The organism is Rhodocyclus tenuis (assembly GCF_014197755.1).
In the GTDB taxonomy this organism is placed as follows: Bacteria; Pseudomonadota; Gammaproteobacteria; order Burkholderiales; family Rhodocyclaceae; genus Rhodocyclus; species Rhodocyclus tenuis.
The window spans coordinates 159,456-177,266 of record NZ_JACIGE010000010.1; the positions used below are offsets into that span (position 1 = coordinate 159,456).

Consider the following 17,811-nt stretch of genomic DNA (forward strand, 5'->3'; position numbering starts at 1 on the left):
GACGTGGGCGCTCCGATTGACTTGACGCCGTATCTCTGGCCCGAGATTGAGGATGGTCGGCCGCTGTCGACCATCCCTGAGATCGCGTGGGACGATCCGATTACCGATGGTCTGATCCTCGCCGCGCCGCTGGGCGTGATGGGTGATGCGTTACGCAATATTGTCGACGGCAAGCCCCCAGCATATCTCGGCGTCGGTGGCGCCGGAATGACGGATTACGGCATCGCGCGCAAGTGGGCGCGAGTTACCGACGGCAGCACGCGCATCGTGTTTGACGTGCCCCCGATTGCTGGCGACAACGCCGGCGCCGTGATTTGCAGCGCTGGCTCGACCACGACTGCCGGCCGCGTGCTTGCGGGCGCATGGGGGCTCGGCAGCGGGAACAATCCGGCGCACTACCTGGGCATCGAGTCTGGAGGGCAAGTCGCAGCCATCTCGACCAACAATGGCAGCTGGCAGGTGGCCGGCGGCGACAACATTGCCGTTTACGGCTACGACGTCCGTCATGTGGTCGCCGGCAACTTTTCGCCAGCGTCTCGAGAGCTGTTTGTCGACGGTGTATCCGCTGCCGTCAATGGGGCGGCCGTATCCATGTCCAGCCCCGACAAGATCATGATCGGCAGTTATTGGTATGGCCCCGGCAACAGTTGGGATAGCGGCTGGGATGGTTACGCCGGACTGGCCCTGTGGTGGGCGCGCAAGCTGTCGCCGGCCGAGCACGAGCGAATCAAGGCCACGGCGGGCAATTGCGTGCTGCGCGCGCCGGCGCGGATTTTTGCCTTTGTAGGCGCCGACCTTGGCGCCTCGCTCTCCGCCGCGGCCGCAGCCTCCGCTAGCGCCACCGCCACGCCGTCCGCGCAGATCGCGCTCGCCGGAATCGCCGTCTCCAGCGCCAGCGCCGGCGCTACCCCGTCGGTCTCGATCCCGCTCTCCGCCGCCGCGCTCGCGGTCTCCAGCGCCGGGGCGGCTTCGTCGGCGCGCGTCTCGATCGGCGCCGTCGCCCTGGTGCAGGCAGCGGCGTCGGCCGGCGTGTCGTCGTCGGTGCTGATGGCGGCCAGCGCTGCCGCGCAGGCGTCGGGCAATGCGGATCTCGCTGCTCGGATCGCGCTCGCCGCCAACGCGCTGGCCAGCGCCACCGCTACCGCTGCGCCGCAGGCGCTGGAGGCCGGCGGCATGGCTGCTGTGGCCGAGGCGCATGCGTCCGCTGGCGCGCTGCTTTCGGTATCGGTTGCGCTCGCCGCTGGCGCCAGCGCACATGCCGACGCCTGGGCGAGCACCTCGCTGCGGGTGGCCATCACCGCCGCCGGCTTTGCCCAGGCAGTGGCCGAGGGCCAGCTGCGCATCGAAGTGCCGCTCACCGCCGCAGCCGAGGCGCACGCCAGCGCCGGCGCCGTGCTGTCGGTGCGCACGCCAGACGCCGCCGGGCACGCATACCGCCTCACCGCGGCTGTCGCTCACGCAACGCGCACCAGATCTGTTGCCTCTCGCGCAACGATTTGCGCGCTGGCCACCAGCCGCGCCACGCGCCTCAACACTGGAGTGAGCCGTGTCTGACTTTCTGCCGGGCGAGGTCGCCCGCCTTTCGCTCACCGTCACCAACGCCGCCGGCGCGGCGGTTGATCCGGGCGCCGTGGTGCTCAAGGTCAAGCCGCCGGCCGGCGCGGTGACGGATTACGCCTACGGCGTGGCGCCCGAGATATCGCGCACCGGCGCCGGCGAGTACTTCGCCGAGATCCTGCTCACCGCCGCCGGCAGATGGGCCTATCGCTGGGAGCTCGCGGCGCCAAACGCCGGCGCGGCCGAGGGCTCGATAGTCGTCGCGAAGTCTGCAGTGCTCGGTTGATTGATGGTTTTACTTAACGCAAGGCAGGGTGACGCATGACAGATATTTGCGATCAGGTTCCTGAGCGCGATGTGGGTGACTGGATCGACGCAGCGGTGCGGTGCGAAGAAGATTTTCTCGCCGGCGCCCGCGAGGCTCAGCAACGTGCGGACCAGACGCAGGGCAAGACGGTCGCGGACTCGGCGGAAAACTGTTCGTCTTGCGGTGCGGCCATTCCGCAGGCACGCCGGGAAGCTGTTCCCGGCGTCGATCTCTGCGTGGCATGCAGAACGCGGGTTGAGCTTTACAACAAGCAAAGGGGCATCCGGTGAGCATAACGGTCGATTTCTGGCAGCTAGTGACCCTGTTATTGGCGTTCTTCGGGTTCGTGGCTGGCGCCGCCAAGCTGTTCTTCGACCAGGTCGAGAAACGCATGGGGGAGCGCTTTGAAACGGTCACGCGCGCACTCGGTTCCCACATGGCCGAGGAGCGCGTCAATGCCGCTGCAGTGGTCGAGCTGGAAAGGTCTTTCCTCAAATGGCAGGCCGACATGCCGCTGCAGTACGTCCGCCGGGAAGACTACGTACGGGGACAGTCGGTGATCGAGGCGAAGCTCGACAAGCTCTACAGCAAGTTGGAAATCGTGCAAATCAAGGGAGCGGGACATGGTTGATCTGGTGAAGGTGCGGCGCGAAGACATCCGCTGGCAGGTGTTGCTGACGCTGAACAATGCGCGCCCGATCGGCGCTTATGAAGAGCTCGTACTCAGCGTGATCCGCGCGACCTACCCCGACGCGACGCCGCTCGAGCTGCGGCGGGAGCTCGACTATCTGGCTGATCGCAAACTTGTCGATCTGCGGAAAGAGCCCAGCGGTCGCTGGTTTTCCGATCTCACGCGCTACGGCACCGACATCGCCGAATACACGATCGACTGCGATCCCGGTATTGCGCGGCCGGCGAAGTACTGGGCTTGATCATGGCTCGGCGATCGAAGATATCCGAGCTGCCGGCGGATCTTCGCCAGGCGCTGGACAAGCTGCTCGCTGACCAGGCGTTTGGCGACTACGAGGGGGTTGCCGCCTACATCAACGAGCAGCTCGCGGCGCGCGGCATGGCGCTGACGCTTTCGCGTACAGGTGTGCATCGCTACGGCCAGCAGCTCGAGCGCCGGATGGAGCAAGTGCGCGCGGCAACCGAGGCCGCGCGCCAGATTGCGAGCTGCTCCGAGGACTCGGCCGACGACCGCTCGGCGGCAGTCATTGCGATGATTCAGTCGCAGGCCTTCGACGTGATGATGAATCTCGAAGATGCAGAAAAGGAAGAAGACCGCGAGGCACGGCTCGTCTTGATGACGAAAGCCGCGCGCGCAATGTCGCAGCTGGTGCGGGCGTCAATCGTGAATAAGAAGTATGCCCGGGACGAGTCGGCCCGCCTGCAGGCGATGGAGGCTGACGCTCGCTCCGGAAAACGCTCTCTCGACGCCGAAACGCTGCGCATCGTGCGCGAAGAAATCTACGGGATCGTCTGATGCCGGCGATATCGCTCTACCGATATCAAAAGCGCTGGCTGGCTGACCGCTCGCGCTTCAAGATCGGTATGTTTGCCCGCCAGACCGGCAAGACGTTCACGACGACGCTGGAGCTGGTCGATGACTGCTACGAGGTCGAGGCTGCCGGCGGCCGCACGCGCTGGGTGATCCTCTCGCGCGGCGAGCGCCAGGCCAAGGAGGCGATTGAAGAAGGCGTCAAGAAGCACTGCAAGGCGTATTCGCTCGGCGTGCAGACGATCGAGGGCGAGTTCCGCAGCGAGTCGGGTGAGCGTTACAGCATGCTCGACGTGGTGCTGCCCGGCGGGTCGCGGATCACGGCGTTACCGGCGAACCCGGACACGGCGCGCGGCTTCTCGGCGAACGTCTTTCTCGACGAGTTCGCCTTTCATGCCGACAGCCGCAAGATCTGGACGGCGCTGTTTCCGGTGATCTCCAACGGCTGGAAGCTGCGCGTCACGTCGACGCCGAACGGCAAGGGAAACAAGTTCTACGAGCTGATGACGGACGCCAAGCTTGCCGAGGTGTGGTCTCGCCACCAGGTCGATATCTATCAGGCCGTCGCCGATGGGTTGCCACGCAACATCGACGAAATGAAGCTTGCGCTCAACGATGACGATGCCTGGTCGCAGGAATTCGAGCTCAAGTGGCTTGACGAGGCGTCGGCCTGGCTGTCGTGGGATCTGATCGATGGCGTCGAGCACGATGGCGCCGGGCGGCCAGAGGCTTATACCGGCGGGCCGTGTTACGTCGGTGTCGATATCGCCGCGCGTAACGACCTCTTTGTCATTTGGGTGATCGAGCTGGTTGGCGATGTCTACTGGACTCGGGAGGTTATTGTCCGTCGGCGCATCAAGTTTGCCGAGCAGGACGCGCTACTCGATGACGTGTTCGCCCGCTACTGCGTGTTGCGCTGCTGCATGGACCAGACGGGCATGGGGGAAAAGCCCGTCGAGGATGCAAAGGCTCGGCACGGATCGATGCGCGTCGAAGGCGTGCTGTTTACTGCCCCCGCAAAACTCTCGATGGCCACCCGCGGCAAGGAGTCGTTCGAAGACCGCAAGATCCGCATCCCGCTCGGCGATCGCGAGATGCGCTCCGACCTTCACAAGCTGCAGAAGATCAGCGGGCCAACCGGCGCGCCACGCTTTGTTGCCGACTCCGACGCCGCCGGCCACGCTGACCGCGCCTGGGCGTGCTTTCTGGCGCTTACCGCGGCGGATGTTGCAACGCCTCCGCCGGCCGGAGATACGGTCGAGGCTGATGAAGACACTTATCGGTCGGAGCGCGCTGCGCGTAGCAAGTCCTCGCGGCGGCGGTGATGCGTCCTGCGCGCCATCGGCGGGCGCCAGCTGCGCCGGATGCCCACGCCGTTCGGTGGTCGATGGCTGTAAATGTTTATAAATCGTTCTGAGTAGCATCCGGAGGCAAGGCAGATGGGTCTGATACAGGGGTTGATCGATATCTTGAGGCGGTCACGGTCGAGCGAGGGTGCAAGCGACGAAAAAACCGTCGCCCTGCGCGAGGCCGCCGGCGCGACGATCGATGACGAGGAAGATGGCTGGCGCCGCCTGTCCGGTGACGCGCAGCGCGATTTGTCGCCACTCAGCCAGGCTCGCATGCAGGAAACGGCCGTTTATCTGTGGGACGGCAATCTGCTCGCCAATCGCATCGTCGAATTGCCGCTGGCGTATCTACTTGCAGGAGGCGTGAAATTGCGCAGCGAGGATTCAGGGCTGCAACCGGCTATCGATCGCTTTTGGTCTGATCCGATCAACAGCATGGACCTGAAGCTGCCCAAGAAGGTGCGCGAGTTGGCTCTGTATGGCGAGCAGTGCTGGCCAGCTTTCGTCAATGAGGTGGATGGGCATGTGCGGCTCGGGTATCTCGACCCGTCGCTGATTGCCACTGTCGTCGTCGATCCGGACAACCCCGAACAGGCGATCGGCATCGTCACCGTCAAGGACAAGCGCGGCGCCGCTCGCCGCTACCGTGTGATTGTGAACGGCCCGGAGGATGTCTTTACCGAGCGCACACGCGAGATACGCGCCTCATTCACCGACGGCGACTGCTTCTTCTTCACGGTGAACGATCTGTCAAACGGTCGGCGGGGCCGCTCTGATCTGCGCGCGCCGGCGGACTGGGTCGATGCATACGATCAGTTTTTGTTCGGAGAGCTCGACCGGGCAAACTTCCTGCGGGCATTCGTGTGGGACGTCGAGCTCACTGGCGCGGACGCCGACAAGGTAAAGCAGCGCTCGAAAGAGATACAGGCGCCACGGCCCGGCAGCGTGCGCGTGCACAACGAGTCGGAAAAATGGAGTGCGGTTTCGCCAAACCTGCAGGCGGCAGACTCGGGTGAGGCCGCCCGGCTTTTCCGTAACCACGCACTTGGCGGCGCCACGATCCCCGAACACTGGTTTGGCGGTGGCGGTGACGTCAACCGAGCAACAGGCGAGTCGATGGGCGAGCCGACATTCAAGATATTTTCGATGCGCCAGCGGACGCTGAAACACATTCTTGAATGCGTCGGTCGTTACGTCATCCGGCAGAAGATCATCGCGGAAACTGCTGCGGAGCCGGAGTGGGACGATCCAAGACTCAAAGTCGAGGCGGTCTTCCCGGAAATGACGGCGCGAGACACGACGAAGTACGCGGCGGCGCTGCAGCAGGCGGTCGTCGCGGTGGCGCTGGCGGTAGACAAGAAGCTGCTCACGCTGGATAAGGCGCTGGCGTTGATCGCGGCGATCGCCGGGCGGCTCGGTGTCGACATTGATCCGGCGAGAGAACTGGCGGCAGTCGCTGAGAAGGCTGCGGAGAGCGATGCTGGTGATGTTTACACAACGGCATCGCGCGCCTAGTCGCTGATGAGCAGCGCTGACAAAGCCGCCGGCAAGGCGGTGCACGATGTGCTCGAGCTACGGACTCGTCTGATCAACGACACCGCCGGTGAGATCCGGACGCTCCTGCAGACGGCATCTGTTGAGATTGCCAAGGTGCTGCAATCTCAACCCGGGGATTATGCGCGCTGGTATTTGCCGGCGCTCCAAGCGGAAATTGACAGGGTGTTACGTGTTACGGCCGCTACCGCTGCGGGCGCCGTCGAGAGTGGGTTGTCAGAGTCGATCAGTGCTGGCCGGGATATGATCGATCGACCGATTGCCGCTGGGTTGCCGAATCTGGCGGCGGCGCTGCCGATCATCAGCGTTCCCCAGCTCGAGGCGATGCGGGCGTTCGCGACGTCCAAGATATCGGGCATCACGATTGCCGCCGCCGACGCGATCAACACGCAGCTCGGCCTGGTGATGATCGGCGGGCAGTCGCCATACGAGGCAGTGGTGGCGATTACCGATCTGCTGCAGGAAGAGACGACTCAGCGTGGGGTGATGATCGTGCGTACTCAGCTCGCGCAGGCTTACTCGACTGCCGGTCAGTCGCGCATGGACCAGACGCTGGAGTACGTCCCGGACTTGCAAAAGAGGTGGCTGGCGTCGAGGAAGGCGAATCCGCGCCAAAATCATCAGCTGATCGCTCATCAGTTGCGTCCTGCAGGGATGCCGTTTGACGTGCCGACGAAGAACGGCACGATCAAGATGATGTGCCCACACGATCCGACCGCGCCGGCTGGCGAGATCATCAACTGCGGCTGCTGCGCCGTGCCGGTTGTTCCCGGATGGGAATCTCGGCTGCCGAAGTATGCGGATTGATGGCTCGGCCGCGAAAACCTAAAACTCTTTAATCGCTCGCATCGCGCGCGCGCGGCAGTCTGGCACCTGTTCAACACCAACAGGAGTCCAGGATGGCAACCGCACTTACCGCCGCCGATGCGGCAAAGCTGGTCAAGCGTCGTGTCCCCGTAGTCAAGGAGGGGAAACCCACGGCCGAACTGACCGACAAGGCAGTGAGCGCCAAAGAGGTGCTCGATTTCCGCGTCGATGAGCAACAAGGCATCGTCGTGGTCGTCACGACCGACGGGCAGAAGCTGCAGGGCGATCTGCAGGCCAAGCCGCAGGCGGACAAGTAAGCCATGCGCGTGATTCCCGCGAACGGTATTCGGGGCCAAGTCGCCCTGCGCGAAGCGGCGGAAGTGGTCAGCGAGTGGCGTCAGATCATGGAGCTGGTGCGTGACGCGATTCGCAGGACTTTTGCGTCGCAAGTGCCAAGCGGTGAAGCGCCGTGGGTCGGTCTCGAAGCGATGTACCCCGACCGCGCGGTTATCGAAATCGACGGCAAGTACTGGGCCTACCCCTACACGCTCGACGGCAACACGGTAACGCTTGGCGTGCCGGTTCAGGTGCTGGAAACCTACGTGCCGATCAAGGAGGCTGAGCCCGGCTTCGCCGCCGGCGCATTCATCGAGGCGATCAGTGGCGACAACGCGGCCGCCTCGGGCAAGTGGCTGATCCGCGTGATCCGCGCCGGTCTCTCTGCCAACGATGTCTTCTATCCGGATGCGGTGCTGCGTGAAGCCGTCCCCTTGTTCAATGGAGCCCGCGTCTTCATGAAGAGCGATGCGGAGCACATCAAGGGCGCCGGCAAGGATGTGCGCAATCTCATCGGCGGACTGGCGCAGGCCGAATTCGTCGAGGGTGCCGGGGCTGACCAAGGCGAGATCCGGGCGGTCTTCACGCTGATCGAGGCAGAAGGGGCTGAGGCTGTGAAGCTGCGGGAGGCCTACGACCGCGGCCTTGCCGGCCTGTTCGGGTTTTCGATCGACGCGTCCGGCGCGGCGAAAGCGGACATGCGCGAAGGCAAGAAGGTCCGCGTTGCGCGCTCAATCACGCAAGTGCAGTCAGTTGATCTGATCGTCGAGCCCGGGGCGGGCGGCGAGCTGATTCGTTTGGTCGAGGCCGCCCCGGCTACCCCCCACGAGGAGAATGAAATGGGTTTGCGTCAGAAGATGATCGAAGCGATCGCGGCCAAGCGGCCGGGATATACGGGCGAAGGCGTCAGCGACGAGCAGCTTGAAACCGATTACCGGGAGGCCGTCGCCGGAACCCAGTTTCGCAGCGGTCAGGAGGTATCGGGGAAGGATGCTCTGGCCGCTGTGCGTCTGGTTGAAGCGCGTTTCGAAGCTCGCGTCATGATCGGCGGCTCTACGCTGCCGCAGGTGGCCAAGGACAAGCTGCTGTCTCGCTTTGCTGAGGCCAAGGATGTTTTCGCTGTTGTCGATGTGCAGAAGGCGATCGACGACGAGCGCGCTTATCTGGCGAAGTTCACCGAATCCGGCCGAGTCGTTATTCCGGGGCTGGACATCGAGGTCGAGGACCGTTCGGTGAAGATGGCGAGCATGCTCGACGCTTTCTTCGACCCGACGCACAAGGACCATGAACAGACGCAGAGCTTCCGCGAGTGCTACGGCCAGCTGACCGGCGACTTCCGTGTGACGGGCCGCATCGAAGACTGCGACCGCACGCGGATGGCCGAATCTTTTGGCGCCGTCTTTCGCGAGTCGGTTGACACGGCTGGCTTTGCCAATGTGCTCGGCAACTCGTTGCGCCGCGCGATGCTGTCGAATTACCGAGCCGCTGTCGACTTCCAGGCGTGGAAGCAGATCGTCAATATCGTGCCGATCAACGATTTCCGCTCGAACGAGCGTGTGCGCTACGGCGGGTACGGTGATTTGCCGGCGGTCGCGGAAAAAGGCGCGTACACGGCGCTGACGACGCCGACCGACGAGAAGGCGTCCTATGCGGTGACCAAGCGTGGCGGCACTGAAGCGGTCTCACTCGAAGCGATCCGCAACGACGACGTCGGCGCGATTCGCCAGGTGCCGATCCGCATGGGGCGGTCGGCAGCGAGGACGCTCGCGAAGTTCGTCTTCGACTTCCTGCGTACCAATCCGACGATCTACGACACGCTGACGCTTTTCCATGCGACGCACGGGAACCTCTTCACCGCCGCGCTCGATGCCACGACGTTCAATGCGCATCGTCTGGCGATGATGAAGCAGACCGAGATCGGGTCGCTCGACCGCCTTGGCATCGCACCGTCGTTCCTGGTCGTGCCGGTCGAGCTGCAGGACGCGGCTGTCAATCTGTTCAACCGCTCGACGAACCTGGACAAGACGTTCATCCAGTCGCTGGCGCCGACGATCATTCCGGTCTGGTACTGGACCGATGCCAACGACTGGTGCACCGCCGCCAACCCGCTCGACATTCCGGGTATCGAGATCGGCTTCCTCGACGGCAAACAGGAGCCGGACATGTTCGTCCAGGACATGCCGACGGTGGGCAGCCTGTTCAGCAACGATCAGGTCACCTACAAGCTCCGCCATGTCTATGGCGGCAATGTGACCGACTTCCGCGGGTTCACGAAGGCCGTCGTGCCGTAATTCCCTGGCCCCCCGGAATCGGGGGCATTTGCGCGGCAGCTGCCCGGCCGGAGATTGCTCCGGCCGGGCTAGGACCATAAAGATCATGGCAATTTTCGACCTCCAATCTCTCATCGACGACCTGGTACCCGATACCTCGGGGCGCATCACGCCCGCCAAGGTTGATCGCGCGCTGGCGTCGGCGGTGGTCCGTTATGGCAAGGACCGGCCGCGCGTGTTGGTGGAGGATGTCGTTTGCGCTGGCGGAAACGATGTTCCGCTTCCGACGGGATGGGTGTCCGGTGCGTCGCGTCTGCTTGAGCTCGAGACGCCGATCGGACAAATGCCTCCGGTACTCATCAGCCAGGAAGACTGGCTGGTGCTGCCGGTGCCGGCCGGCGACGGCATTCGCGTTCGCGACAGCCTCGCTGCCGGTACTGGCGTGCGAGTCCGGTTCTATGCGCCGCATGTGTTATCCGATGCGGTCGACACTATCCCGGCGCTGGATCGCGAGGCGGTGGCGCACTGGGCTGGCGCTCTGCTGGCTGATCAGCTCGCCGCGGCGTATGCGGCTAACTCTGAGGCGACGATACAAGCTGATCGCGTTGACCAGACAAGCCCTTCGCGCACCTGGCGCAAGCAGGCTGATGTGTATCGCCAGCGCTATTTCGATCTGCTGGGCATCGACCCGAAACTGACCGAGCCGGCCGGGGAAGTTGTGAATCTCGACCAAGCGGACAGCCGCGGCCGACCCCGGCTGACACATTGGCGGAATCGCTGACTATGGTCGAGCCCGTTACGTTGGCTGGCTTCGCCGAGGTTGAGGCGTTGTGGGCAAAAGCACCTGAGATTGCACGTGAGGAGTTTCGCGCGCTGATCTTCAAGGGCGTCAACGCGATGGAAGAGGACGCCAAAAATCTTGTCCCGACAAATCACGGCTCATTACGAGCCTCGATCTACCACGAGGTTCGAGAGTTCGCGGTGGGGCTTGGTGTCGAGGGGGTCACCGGCACGGCGTCGAACTATGCAATCCCGGTCGAGTTGGGCTCGAAGCCGCACACGCCGCCGATTGCGCCTCTGATCGATTGGGCGCAGCAGAAATTCGGGCTCGAAGAGAAGGAAGCTGAAGGGGTTGCCTTCGCGGTGGCTTATCGGATTGCCCAACGGGGCACGCTTGGTGTCGGCATGTTTCACCGTGCTTTTGCAGCTAACCGCGGGGCTCTGGAGGCCGGTTCACGTGTGGCGGCGAAGCGCATCGTGGCACGCATGACAGCGATCTCGGGAAAGCCGTCATGAGTTACCTCGGGGAGGTTCGCGAGGCGATTGCCGTACTGCTGCGCGGCATTCCCGACATCGGTCGGGTGCATGACTACGAGCGCTACGCGAAGTCTCTCGATGAGCTGAAAAGCCTTTATGTGGCGGAAATATCCGGAGCGCCTCAGCTCCGCGGGTGGTTTGTACGGCGGACTGGCGCGACTGAATCAGAACCTTTCGTTGGTCGTCGCGACGTGCGGCACGCCTGGGAGATCCGGGGCTATATGGCGCTTGCAGATGCGATGGCGAGCGAAAAGGCTTTCGACGAGTTGATCGAGGAGGTACGCGATGGATTTCGTGCAGATAACACCCTGGGCGGCGTGGTGACGAGCGTTGCGCCGGATGGAGAACAGATTGCCTTGGTTGAGTCCGGCCCCGTGCTTTTTGCGGGTGTGCTTTGTCATGGCGGACGGTTGCGCTTCACGACTCAGTCGGTATTTGAGTAGCTGATGAAAGATCAAAAGGAGGAGTTCATGGGAAAGACCACCGCTTCGGCGGGCAACACGACGGCGCCGCTGCCGAAAAGTCTGGTGCAAGGCGCGGACGAGGCTCTTGCACACGCGGGCGACGAATACTGGGGCCAGGGCGGCCGGTATGTCGTTGTTGACGGTAAACGTTTACCGGCCCCGATTGATGAGGTAACGGAGGAGAACGGCAATGGCTAACGTGTTGGCAAGCCCGCGCAGCTGGGCCAAGAAGGCAATCATCCTCAAGGCAGAAACAGTCGTGGGGACCGACGCAGCTCCGACAGGAGTTGCGAACTGGATCGAGGCGCGCAATATCAGCTTGACGCCTCTCGACGCTGAGCGCGCCGACCGGAACATTCAACTGCCTTACCTGGGCAACTCGGGCAGCATCCTTGTGGGCACCTGGTGCAAGGCGGTGTTCGAAGTTGCGCTTGTGGGCCCTGGTGCCGCTGGCTCGGCTCCGAAGATTTCCCCGGTGCTGCTCGGCGCCGGCTTCGCGGAGACGATCACGGCCGGCACCTCGGCGGTGTACAACCTGATCTCTTCCGGCTTCGGCGCCTTTACGGCGTACATCAATGTCGATGGCGTGCGGCACAAGATGGTTGGTGCGCGCGCGAACGTGGCGATATCGATCGCGGCCAAGGGCATCCCGTTACTGAAGGTGTCGTGCGACTCCGCATATTTGGCGCCGGATACGTTGGCAATGCCGGTAATTGATCGGTCGGGCTGGCCGGTTGAAGAAGCGGTGAATGCGACCGCGACGCTGCCGGTAACGATCAACGGCGTGCCACTGGCGTTCTCGTCGCTTGATCTTGATATCGGCAATCAGCTGACGCGCTTCAATCTGCCCGGACCTCAGGCGGGGGTCGAGATTGTCGATCGCAAGCCGTCCGGGTCGGTGACTGTGCTGGCGCCGAGTCAGGCTACGTTTGACCCGTTTGCGCTGTCGGTGGCCGGGACGAACGTGACTCTCACGACGACGCACGGTTCTGTTGCGGGCAAGAAGGCGAAGGTCGACGCGAAGGTGCAGATCAGCGGGGTCGACTACGAAAACATCGATAACGTCGTTGCGTACAAGCTTGCGCTGACGCTGGCACCGGTGGCCGGCAATGACGAATTCGTTTTGACCTATCTGTAGGAATTCCCATGGCTTTCAAGATTCGACAATCGACGACTCGGCGTTGGCCGGTCAATGTGATCCTGCGCGACTGCAATGCTGAAGGTGTCGTGGTGGAGGAGACGCACACCTTCATCGGTTTGTGGCGGAGTTTCGGAGAGTCCGACGTGGTAGCGGCGCGCAAGGCCGTTTTTGGTGAAGGCACCGACGAGGTTTTGTCGGAATCCGCGAAACGCCGGACGGTATCTGAGCAGGCCCAGCTCGACGCCGATTTCATCTCTGCCCTGTTGGTTGGTTGGGAGGGCGTCAGCGATGAGGACGGAAATCCGGTGCCGTACACGCCCGGCGCTCTGGCTGAATTGGTGGTCGGTCCGAACGGGCCAGAGCTTCGCCGCGCGCTGAACGTGGCCGTGCTTGAGATCCGCTTCGGGATGGCCAGCGCAAAAAACGTCTCGACCTCGCCCATTCCTGGGCAAGAGACAGGAATGGGCGAGGCGGCGCAGACGAACTAGATCAGGATCTCGCGGCTTTCGGACTTCCCGCCTTGGCCAGGTCTGAAAACGTCATTGATATCTGGCCTGAAAACAGCGGTGCTGCCGAGGTCTTTCTGGCGATGGCGTCGCAGTGGCAGCGGGTGGTGTCGATTAGCGGTGCATGGTGGTCGCCGCCGCGACACAGCGACTTGCAGGCTGCCATGCACATGTTGGGCGTACGTAGGAGCGACCGCAGTCGACTCTTTGCCGAGATCCGCGCGATGTTTGATGCATGCCTCGAAATCATGAACGCGGCCCACTGATCGCGCCGGTGCACTTAGAACAGGATCGCGCATGTCCGACAACATGAAACTCGGTATCACGGTTAGCTACGACGGCAAGTCGATTGCTACCGGTGTAGCGAGCAACCGCCGGGATCTGCGAGACCTTGGTGCGGAGGGCAAGCGCGCCGGCAAGGAGGCAGCCGATGGTATCGACTCGATAGGCGCATCGGCGCAGCGGTTAGGACCGCTGTTGGCTGGGGCCATCGGTGCGTTATCAGTCTCTGCTGCGCTTGGGAAGCTGACCGCTGTTCAGCGCGAGTTCGATGTTTTGAATGCATCTCTGGTTACGGTGACTGGAAGTGCGGGCGCTGCAGAAAAGAACTTCGCGTGGATCAAGGAGTTTGCCAAAGAGACTCCTTACAGCCTGGCCGAGGTGACCAACGCCTTTATCAAGATGAAGGCGCTTGGTCTTGACGCGAGTGCGGCAGCGTTGCGCAGTTACGGGAACACTGCCGCAGCGATGGGGAAAGGCCTCAATCAAATGATCGAGGCGGTAGCAGATGCGGCGACCGGGGAATTCGAGCGGCTGAAAGAGTTCGGGGTAAAGGCCAATGTCGAGGGCAGCAAAGTTACGCTGACCTTCCGCGGTGTGCGGACCGAGATCGGGAACAACGCGGAAGACATCGTGGCGTATCTGCGCAAGATCGGTGATGTCGATTTTGCTGGCGCCAGCACCAAGCGCGCCGAAACGCTCGATGGGGCGATATCGAATCTGGGGGATACCTGGGACGAGCTTTACCGGACGATCAATGACTCTGGCGTCGGGGCGGCGATCGAATCGTCGGTCCGCGGTGCCACTGTGCTCGTCGAGCGATTGACCAACAATGTTCGCGCCTTGTCTTCCTACTGGAAAACAACCGAGCAGCAGCAGGTCGACCAGTTGGTTGCCACGCGCGAAATGTGGAAAGAAAGGCTCGGCTCTTCACGTGGTGAGGATCCGGCATATGCTGCCTCTGCACGTGCGGAAATTGCAGCGGCAAATGCGCAGATCGCTGTACTGCAGCGGCGTTTCGAGGCGCGCGAGTTCGATAACCGCAAGGCCGACGAGGCGGCGCAACTGGCAGCGGCATCGGCAAAAGCGTCAGTGGCGGAGGCCAAGGCAAAGGATGCGGCGACAGCCGCTGCGAAGTTGCACGAGAAAGCGGTCAAGGAAGAGCAATCAGCCGAAGAGAGCCGGTTGAGGACGATGGCCGAAATCGTTTCGACCGAGTCGAAACGTGCCGCTGCGCTTGCTGATGATGCAGATAAGCTCCGCGAGGAGATCGCGACGATGGGGCTGTCGGCGTCTCAGCTGACTGCCTATCAGGTTGGCAAACTGGAGGCAGCCGCGGCGGCTGAATTGCTCACCGCGGCGAACCTGCGCGAGGCTGCCAGCATGATTCAGGGCGGCTCAGCTGCAGACGATGCGCGCAGGTACTATCTGGCGCTGGCCGATGCGCGGGAAGCGGCAGCATCAGCTCTCACCGATCAGGCCGGTTTGGTCGCGATTAAGGCGGAAAAGCAGGCATCGGTCGATGCACAAAGTGCGGCTTCGGCGGCGGCAAGAAAAGCCTCGGAAGATGCCGCGCGGGATTGGGAGCGAACTGCCGAGACTGTCGAACGTAGTCTGACTGATGCGTTGCTGCGCGGTTTTGAGTCGGGCAAGGGCGCCGGAGAGAACCTTCGGGACGCGCTGGAGAATATGTTCAAGACGCTGGTCTTGCGCCCGATCATCCAGGCAGTGGTGTCGCCGGCGGCGAGTGCGGTGACCGGCGCGCTCGGGTTTTCATCTGCGTCGAGCTCGTCGTCCCTGGTGAATCTCGCATCATCCAATGCCTCGATTCTTAACATCGGGAGGATCTCATCTGGTTACGGGCAGTTCGCGAGTTCCAGCATTGGACAGTCCTTAGGGTTATCGACGGCGCAGTCTGCCGGATACATGGCCCCGGTTTACGACGGCGCCGGTAACTTGATCTCCGCCGGGTCGGGCACTAGTGCTGGAGGTCTGACCGGGGTCGGGTCCGGAGTCGGGACCGCTTTGTCGTACATTGGCCCAGGTCTCGCGGCATATGGTGTGGCGCAAAAATACGGTGCTGGCGGTGGTTTAGCTGCCGGCGCAGGAACTGTGGCGTTGGGTGGGGCTGTTTCTGGGGCAATGGCTGGAACTGGGGCAATGGCTGGCGCAACCGGAGCATTATCGGCAATGGGCCCTTGGGGATGGGCGGCGATCGCTGTGCTTTCGATCCTCGGTGGATTGGGCTCTGGAGGGGGGCCAAAGGTCGGCGGAGATGCCGCCTATTCGTTGACCAATGGCGCTGCCGCGAATCTAGGGGATGGCGGGCTGTTTCGCTCGTCAAATTCCAAGAACGCAGCAGTGAGTGAGCTGTTGGCCACGTTGGTGGGTGCGATCCCCGCGACTGTCAAGGCGCTCGGCGGCGGAGATTCGGTTAGCGGCAGCTACGCGCTTGGCTACCTGACTGATCCTCAAGGCAGCAACCCTAATCTCGTGAAGTCGACGGTCAATGGGAGAGTTCTCTCCTATGACCGGAAAGTCGGTGATATCCAGACGGCGCTCACGGTTGAACTTGATCGCATGATGGTCGCCGCGCTGCAGGACGCTGATCTCGCGGACTGGGCGGACAAAATTGTCGACCAGATCAATCCCCTTACCGCATCTGCTGATGCCCTGAGCGCGGCACTCGCCACGCTGAATTCAATGTCAGCCGTGGTGCCTCTGTTTGAGGCGATTGGTATATCCGCAGATCGAATCAGCGCGGCGGGGATCGTTGCGATCGGTGGATACGATGCCGTGGCCACTGCTCTGGCATCGTATTACGACCTCTATTTCACTGAGGCGGAGAAAGCCTCGAGGGCGACCGGTGAGGTCGCCGCGGCACTTGCGGCTGCCGGACTGGCGATGCCGGATACTCGTGATGAGTTCCGGAAGATGGTCGAGGCTCAAGACATTACAACGAGTTCCGGACAGAAAGCGTTCGCGGCACTGATGTCTGTTTCCGCTGCGTTTTCGAGCTTGGTTGAGTCGTCGGAAGCGGCTACCAAGGCCTTGCTGACAGAAGCCAAGGAACGGGCGCGTCTGCAGTCGACCTCGGCCGTTGATTACGCTATTCGCTCCGCTCGGCTCACGGCTGGGCTGCCCGCTTTTGCGTCCGGTGGGGATTTCACCGGCGGTATCCGATTGGTAGGTGAGTACGGGCCAGAGCTGGAGGTGACCGGCCCGTCTCGAATTTACTCGGCATCTCAAACCCGCGATTTGCTGACTGGGCTGGATACTGGGACGGTTGCCGCGGAGATCCGGCAGCTGCGCGAGGAGAACGCAGCTCAGGCGCGGTCACTGGCGGCCCAGCAGGTGCGAGTCGCGCGCTTGCTTGAGGGGTGGGAGCGTAATGGCCTGCCCAGCACGAGGATCGAGCTGTGAGTCTGCGTGTTGTCAAACCACTCACGATCGTGCCGGCGATGCTCCTGTCCACGGATGTGCCGGAGTCCGATTACGCTCCGTACTCGGCCGCGACAACTTATGAGCTGGGCGCGCGGTGCATCGTCGTCTCTGATCACGCTGTCTATGAGAGTTTGGTTGCCGGCAATGTCGGCAGCACTCCCGCAACGTCGCCGGCGAAGTGGGTGCGCGTTTCTGCTACGAACCGCTGGAAGTTATTCGACCTGGTCAATTCAAGTCGCACCGTGCGAGCAGCGAGTCTCTTTTACGAGATCAAGCCAGGTGCCGCTGTGAATGCCCTGGCTGTGTTGAATCTGTCCGGCGCGACATCAATCAGGATCCGGGTCACCGACCCCGTCTATGGGCTTGTTTACGACCGGTCTACTACGCTTATCAGCGCGCCGGCGTTTGCGTCGTGGTACGACTGGTTCTATGCAGACAGAGTTTCGGATCCACAGCACGTCGCGCTTGATCTGCCGTCATTCCCTGCGGCGACAATTCGTGTCGACCTTACTGGTGACAGCTCATTGGGCGTTGGCACCTTGTTGCTCGGCCAGGCAAAAGCGATCGCCGAGACAAGGTACGGGTCGAGAGTAGGTATTCGCGACTACAGCCGTAAAGAGTCCAATGAATGGGGAGATGTGGATCTGGTGCAGCGAGCCTTTGCCCGGGTGTGCTCACTCCCGGCAATCGTTCCGCACGCTAGCAAATGGCGGACCGCTCAGCTGCTCGACTCACTGCGCGCGACGCCTACCCTCTGGATCGCCGTCGACGATGATTCCCTGCTGACTGTTTTTGGTTGGTACCGGGACTATGAAATCTTGATCTCCTACCCGACGTTCTCCGAACTTTCCCTTGAGATTGAAGGATTGACATGAGTATTACGCCGACGTCCCCCCCGAATTGAGTAGCGCGTGACTTTAGAGTCCAATCCACGACGACAAGGAGATTGGACATGAAGAAGCGCTTTACCGAAGAACAG

20 protein-coding genes are annotated in these 17,811 nt (G+C 62.5%); all 20 read left to right on the top strand.

Features of this window, described 5'->3' with window-relative positions:
• Positions 1–3 precede the first annotated feature (3 nt).
• The 20 genes from GGD90_RS13670 (at position 4) to GGD90_RS13765 (ending at position 17,707) form a co-directional block, all read left to right on the top strand.
• Positions 4–1,554: a hypothetical protein gene (locus GGD90_RS13670; RefSeq protein ID WP_153117384.1), complete on the top strand. Its 1,551-nt coding sequence runs from the start codon at positions 4–6 to the stop codon at positions 1,552–1,554.
• Positions 1,547–1,843 (top strand): hypothetical protein, encoded by a 297-nt coding sequence (locus GGD90_RS13675; protein ID WP_153117383.1) that lies wholly within the window; start codon positions 1,547–1,549, stop codon positions 1,841–1,843. Before GGD90_RS13670 ends, GGD90_RS13675 begins: the two co-directional genes overlap by 8 nt.
• A gap of 35 nt (positions 1,844–1,878) precedes the next feature.
• On the top strand, positions 1,879–2,154 hold the full coding sequence (locus GGD90_RS13680; RefSeq protein WP_153117382.1) for a TraR/DksA C4-type zinc finger protein: 276 nt from the start codon (positions 1,879–1,881) through the stop codon (positions 2,152–2,154).
• Entirely contained in the window at positions 2,151–2,495 is a 345-nt protein-coding gene (locus GGD90_RS13685; protein ID WP_153117381.1) for a hypothetical protein, read from the top strand. The genes GGD90_RS13680 and GGD90_RS13685 overlap by 4 nt, the downstream gene beginning before the upstream one ends.
• Positions 2,488–2,796, top strand: coding sequence for a hypothetical protein (locus GGD90_RS13690; RefSeq protein WP_153117380.1), 309 nt, complete (start codon positions 2,488–2,490; stop codon positions 2,794–2,796). The genes GGD90_RS13685 and GGD90_RS13690 overlap by 8 nt, the downstream gene beginning before the upstream one ends.
• A gap of 2 nt (positions 2,797–2,798) precedes the next feature.
• Positions 2,799–3,350 (top strand): phage protein Gp27 family protein, encoded by a 552-nt coding sequence (locus GGD90_RS13695; protein WP_228273781.1) that lies wholly within the window; start codon positions 2,799–2,801, stop codon positions 3,348–3,350.
• Complete coding sequence (locus tag GGD90_RS13700; RefSeq protein ID WP_153117378.1) at positions 3,350–4,690, top strand: phage terminase large subunit family protein; 1,341 nt, start codon at positions 3,350–3,352, stop codon at positions 4,688–4,690. The genes GGD90_RS13695 and GGD90_RS13700 overlap by 1 nt, the downstream gene beginning before the upstream one ends.
• Before the next feature lie 114 nt (positions 4,691–4,804).
• Positions 4,805–6,229, top strand: a complete 1,425-nt coding sequence (locus tag GGD90_RS13705; RefSeq protein ID WP_153117377.1) for a hypothetical protein — start codon at positions 4,805–4,807, stop codon at positions 6,227–6,229.
• Positions 6,230–6,235: 6 nt separating this feature from the next.
• Positions 6,236–7,075, top strand: coding sequence for a hypothetical protein (locus GGD90_RS13710; protein WP_153117376.1), 840 nt, complete (start codon positions 6,236–6,238; stop codon positions 7,073–7,075).
• Positions 7,076–7,167: 92 nt separating this feature from the next.
• Positions 7,168–7,392, top strand: coding sequence for a hypothetical protein (locus tag GGD90_RS13715; protein ID WP_153117375.1), 225 nt, complete (start codon positions 7,168–7,170; stop codon positions 7,390–7,392).
• Between the two features lie 3 nt (positions 7,393–7,395).
• The gene (locus GGD90_RS13720; protein ID WP_153117374.1) at positions 7,396–9,702 is read left to right on the top strand and encodes a phage major capsid protein; all 2,307 of its coding nucleotides are present in this window, start codon (positions 7,396–7,398) and stop codon (positions 9,700–9,702) included.
• 85 nt (positions 9,703–9,787) lie between these two features.
• On the top strand, positions 9,788–10,462 hold the full coding sequence (locus GGD90_RS13725; RefSeq protein ID WP_153117373.1) for a hypothetical protein: 675 nt from the start codon (positions 9,788–9,790) through the stop codon (positions 10,460–10,462).
• A gap of 2 nt (positions 10,463–10,464) precedes the next feature.
• Entirely contained in the window at positions 10,465–10,977 is a 513-nt protein-coding gene (locus tag GGD90_RS13730) for a hypothetical protein (protein WP_153117372.1), read from the top strand.
• Positions 10,974–11,441 (top strand): hypothetical protein, encoded by a 468-nt coding sequence (locus GGD90_RS13735; RefSeq protein WP_153117371.1) that lies wholly within the window; start codon positions 10,974–10,976, stop codon positions 11,439–11,441. Before GGD90_RS13730 ends, GGD90_RS13735 begins: the two co-directional genes overlap by 4 nt.
• A 27-nt stretch (positions 11,442–11,468) precedes the next feature.
• Positions 11,469–11,660, top strand: a complete 192-nt coding sequence (locus GGD90_RS13740) for a hypothetical protein (protein WP_153117370.1) — start codon at positions 11,469–11,471, stop codon at positions 11,658–11,660.
• Positions 11,653–12,600, top strand: a complete 948-nt coding sequence (locus GGD90_RS13745) for a hypothetical protein (protein ID WP_153117369.1) — start codon at positions 11,653–11,655, stop codon at positions 12,598–12,600. Before GGD90_RS13740 ends, GGD90_RS13745 begins: the two co-directional genes overlap by 8 nt.
• Positions 12,601–12,608: 8 nt before the next feature.
• Positions 12,609–13,091: a hypothetical protein gene (locus GGD90_RS13750; RefSeq protein WP_153117368.1), complete on the top strand. Its 483-nt coding sequence runs from the start codon at positions 12,609–12,611 to the stop codon at positions 13,089–13,091.
• A 32-nt stretch (positions 13,092–13,123) separates the two neighbouring features.
• Positions 13,124–13,375 (top strand): DUF1799 domain-containing protein, encoded by a 252-nt coding sequence (locus tag GGD90_RS13755; RefSeq protein ID WP_153117367.1) that lies wholly within the window; start codon positions 13,124–13,126, stop codon positions 13,373–13,375.
• Between the two features lie 31 nt (positions 13,376–13,406).
• Entirely contained in the window at positions 13,407–16,811 is a 3,405-nt protein-coding gene (locus GGD90_RS13760; protein ID WP_153117366.1) for a tape measure protein, read from the top strand.
• Positions 16,808–17,707 (top strand): carbohydrate-binding protein, encoded by a 900-nt coding sequence (locus tag GGD90_RS13765; RefSeq protein ID WP_153117365.1) that lies wholly within the window; start codon positions 16,808–16,810, stop codon positions 17,705–17,707. The genes GGD90_RS13760 and GGD90_RS13765 overlap by 4 nt, the downstream gene beginning before the upstream one ends.
• Positions 17,708–17,811: the final 104 nt, after the last annotated feature.

Excerpts from the sequence above, each read along its gene's own strand:
- GGD90_RS13705 (WP_153117377.1), top strand. The coding sequence starts at position 4,805 with ATGGGTCTGATACAGGGGTTGATCGATATCTTGAGGCGGTCACGGTCG.
- GGD90_RS13760 (WP_153117366.1), top strand. The coding sequence starts at position 13,407 with ATGTCCGACAACATGAAACTCGGTATCACGGTTAGCTACGACGGCAAG.
- GGD90_RS13695 (WP_228273781.1), top strand. The coding sequence starts at position 2,799 with ATGGCTCGGCGATCGAAGATATCCGAGCTGCCGGCGGATCTTCGCCAG.
- GGD90_RS13690 (WP_153117380.1), top strand. The coding sequence starts at position 2,488 with ATGGTTGATCTGGTGAAGGTGCGGCGCGAAGACATCCGCTGGCAGGTG.
- GGD90_RS13680 (WP_153117382.1), top strand. The coding sequence starts at position 1,879 with ATGACAGATATTTGCGATCAGGTTCCTGAGCGCGATGTGGGTGACTGG.
- GGD90_RS13745 (WP_153117369.1), top strand. The coding sequence starts at position 11,653 with ATGGCTAACGTGTTGGCAAGCCCGCGCAGCTGGGCCAAGAAGGCAATC.
- GGD90_RS13740 (WP_153117370.1), top strand. The coding sequence starts at position 11,469 with ATGGGAAAGACCACCGCTTCGGCGGGCAACACGACGGCGCCGCTGCCG.
- GGD90_RS13700 (WP_153117378.1), top strand. The coding sequence starts at position 3,350 with ATGCCGGCGATATCGCTCTACCGATATCAAAAGCGCTGGCTGGCTGAC.
- GGD90_RS13720 (WP_153117374.1), top strand. The coding sequence starts at position 7,396 with ATGCGCGTGATTCCCGCGAACGGTATTCGGGGCCAAGTCGCCCTGCGC.
- GGD90_RS13735 (WP_153117371.1), top strand. The coding sequence starts at position 10,974 with ATGAGTTACCTCGGGGAGGTTCGCGAGGCGATTGCCGTACTGCTGCGC.
- GGD90_RS13730 (WP_153117372.1), top strand. The coding sequence starts at position 10,465 with ATGGTCGAGCCCGTTACGTTGGCTGGCTTCGCCGAGGTTGAGGCGTTG.
- GGD90_RS13750 (WP_153117368.1), top strand. The coding sequence starts at position 12,609 with ATGGCTTTCAAGATTCGACAATCGACGACTCGGCGTTGGCCGGTCAAT.
- GGD90_RS13715 (WP_153117375.1), top strand. The coding sequence starts at position 7,168 with ATGGCAACCGCACTTACCGCCGCCGATGCGGCAAAGCTGGTCAAGCGT.
- GGD90_RS13710 (WP_153117376.1), top strand. The coding sequence starts at position 6,236 with ATGAGCAGCGCTGACAAAGCCGCCGGCAAGGCGGTGCACGATGTGCTC.
- GGD90_RS13725 (WP_153117373.1), top strand. The coding sequence starts at position 9,788 with ATGGCAATTTTCGACCTCCAATCTCTCATCGACGACCTGGTACCCGAT.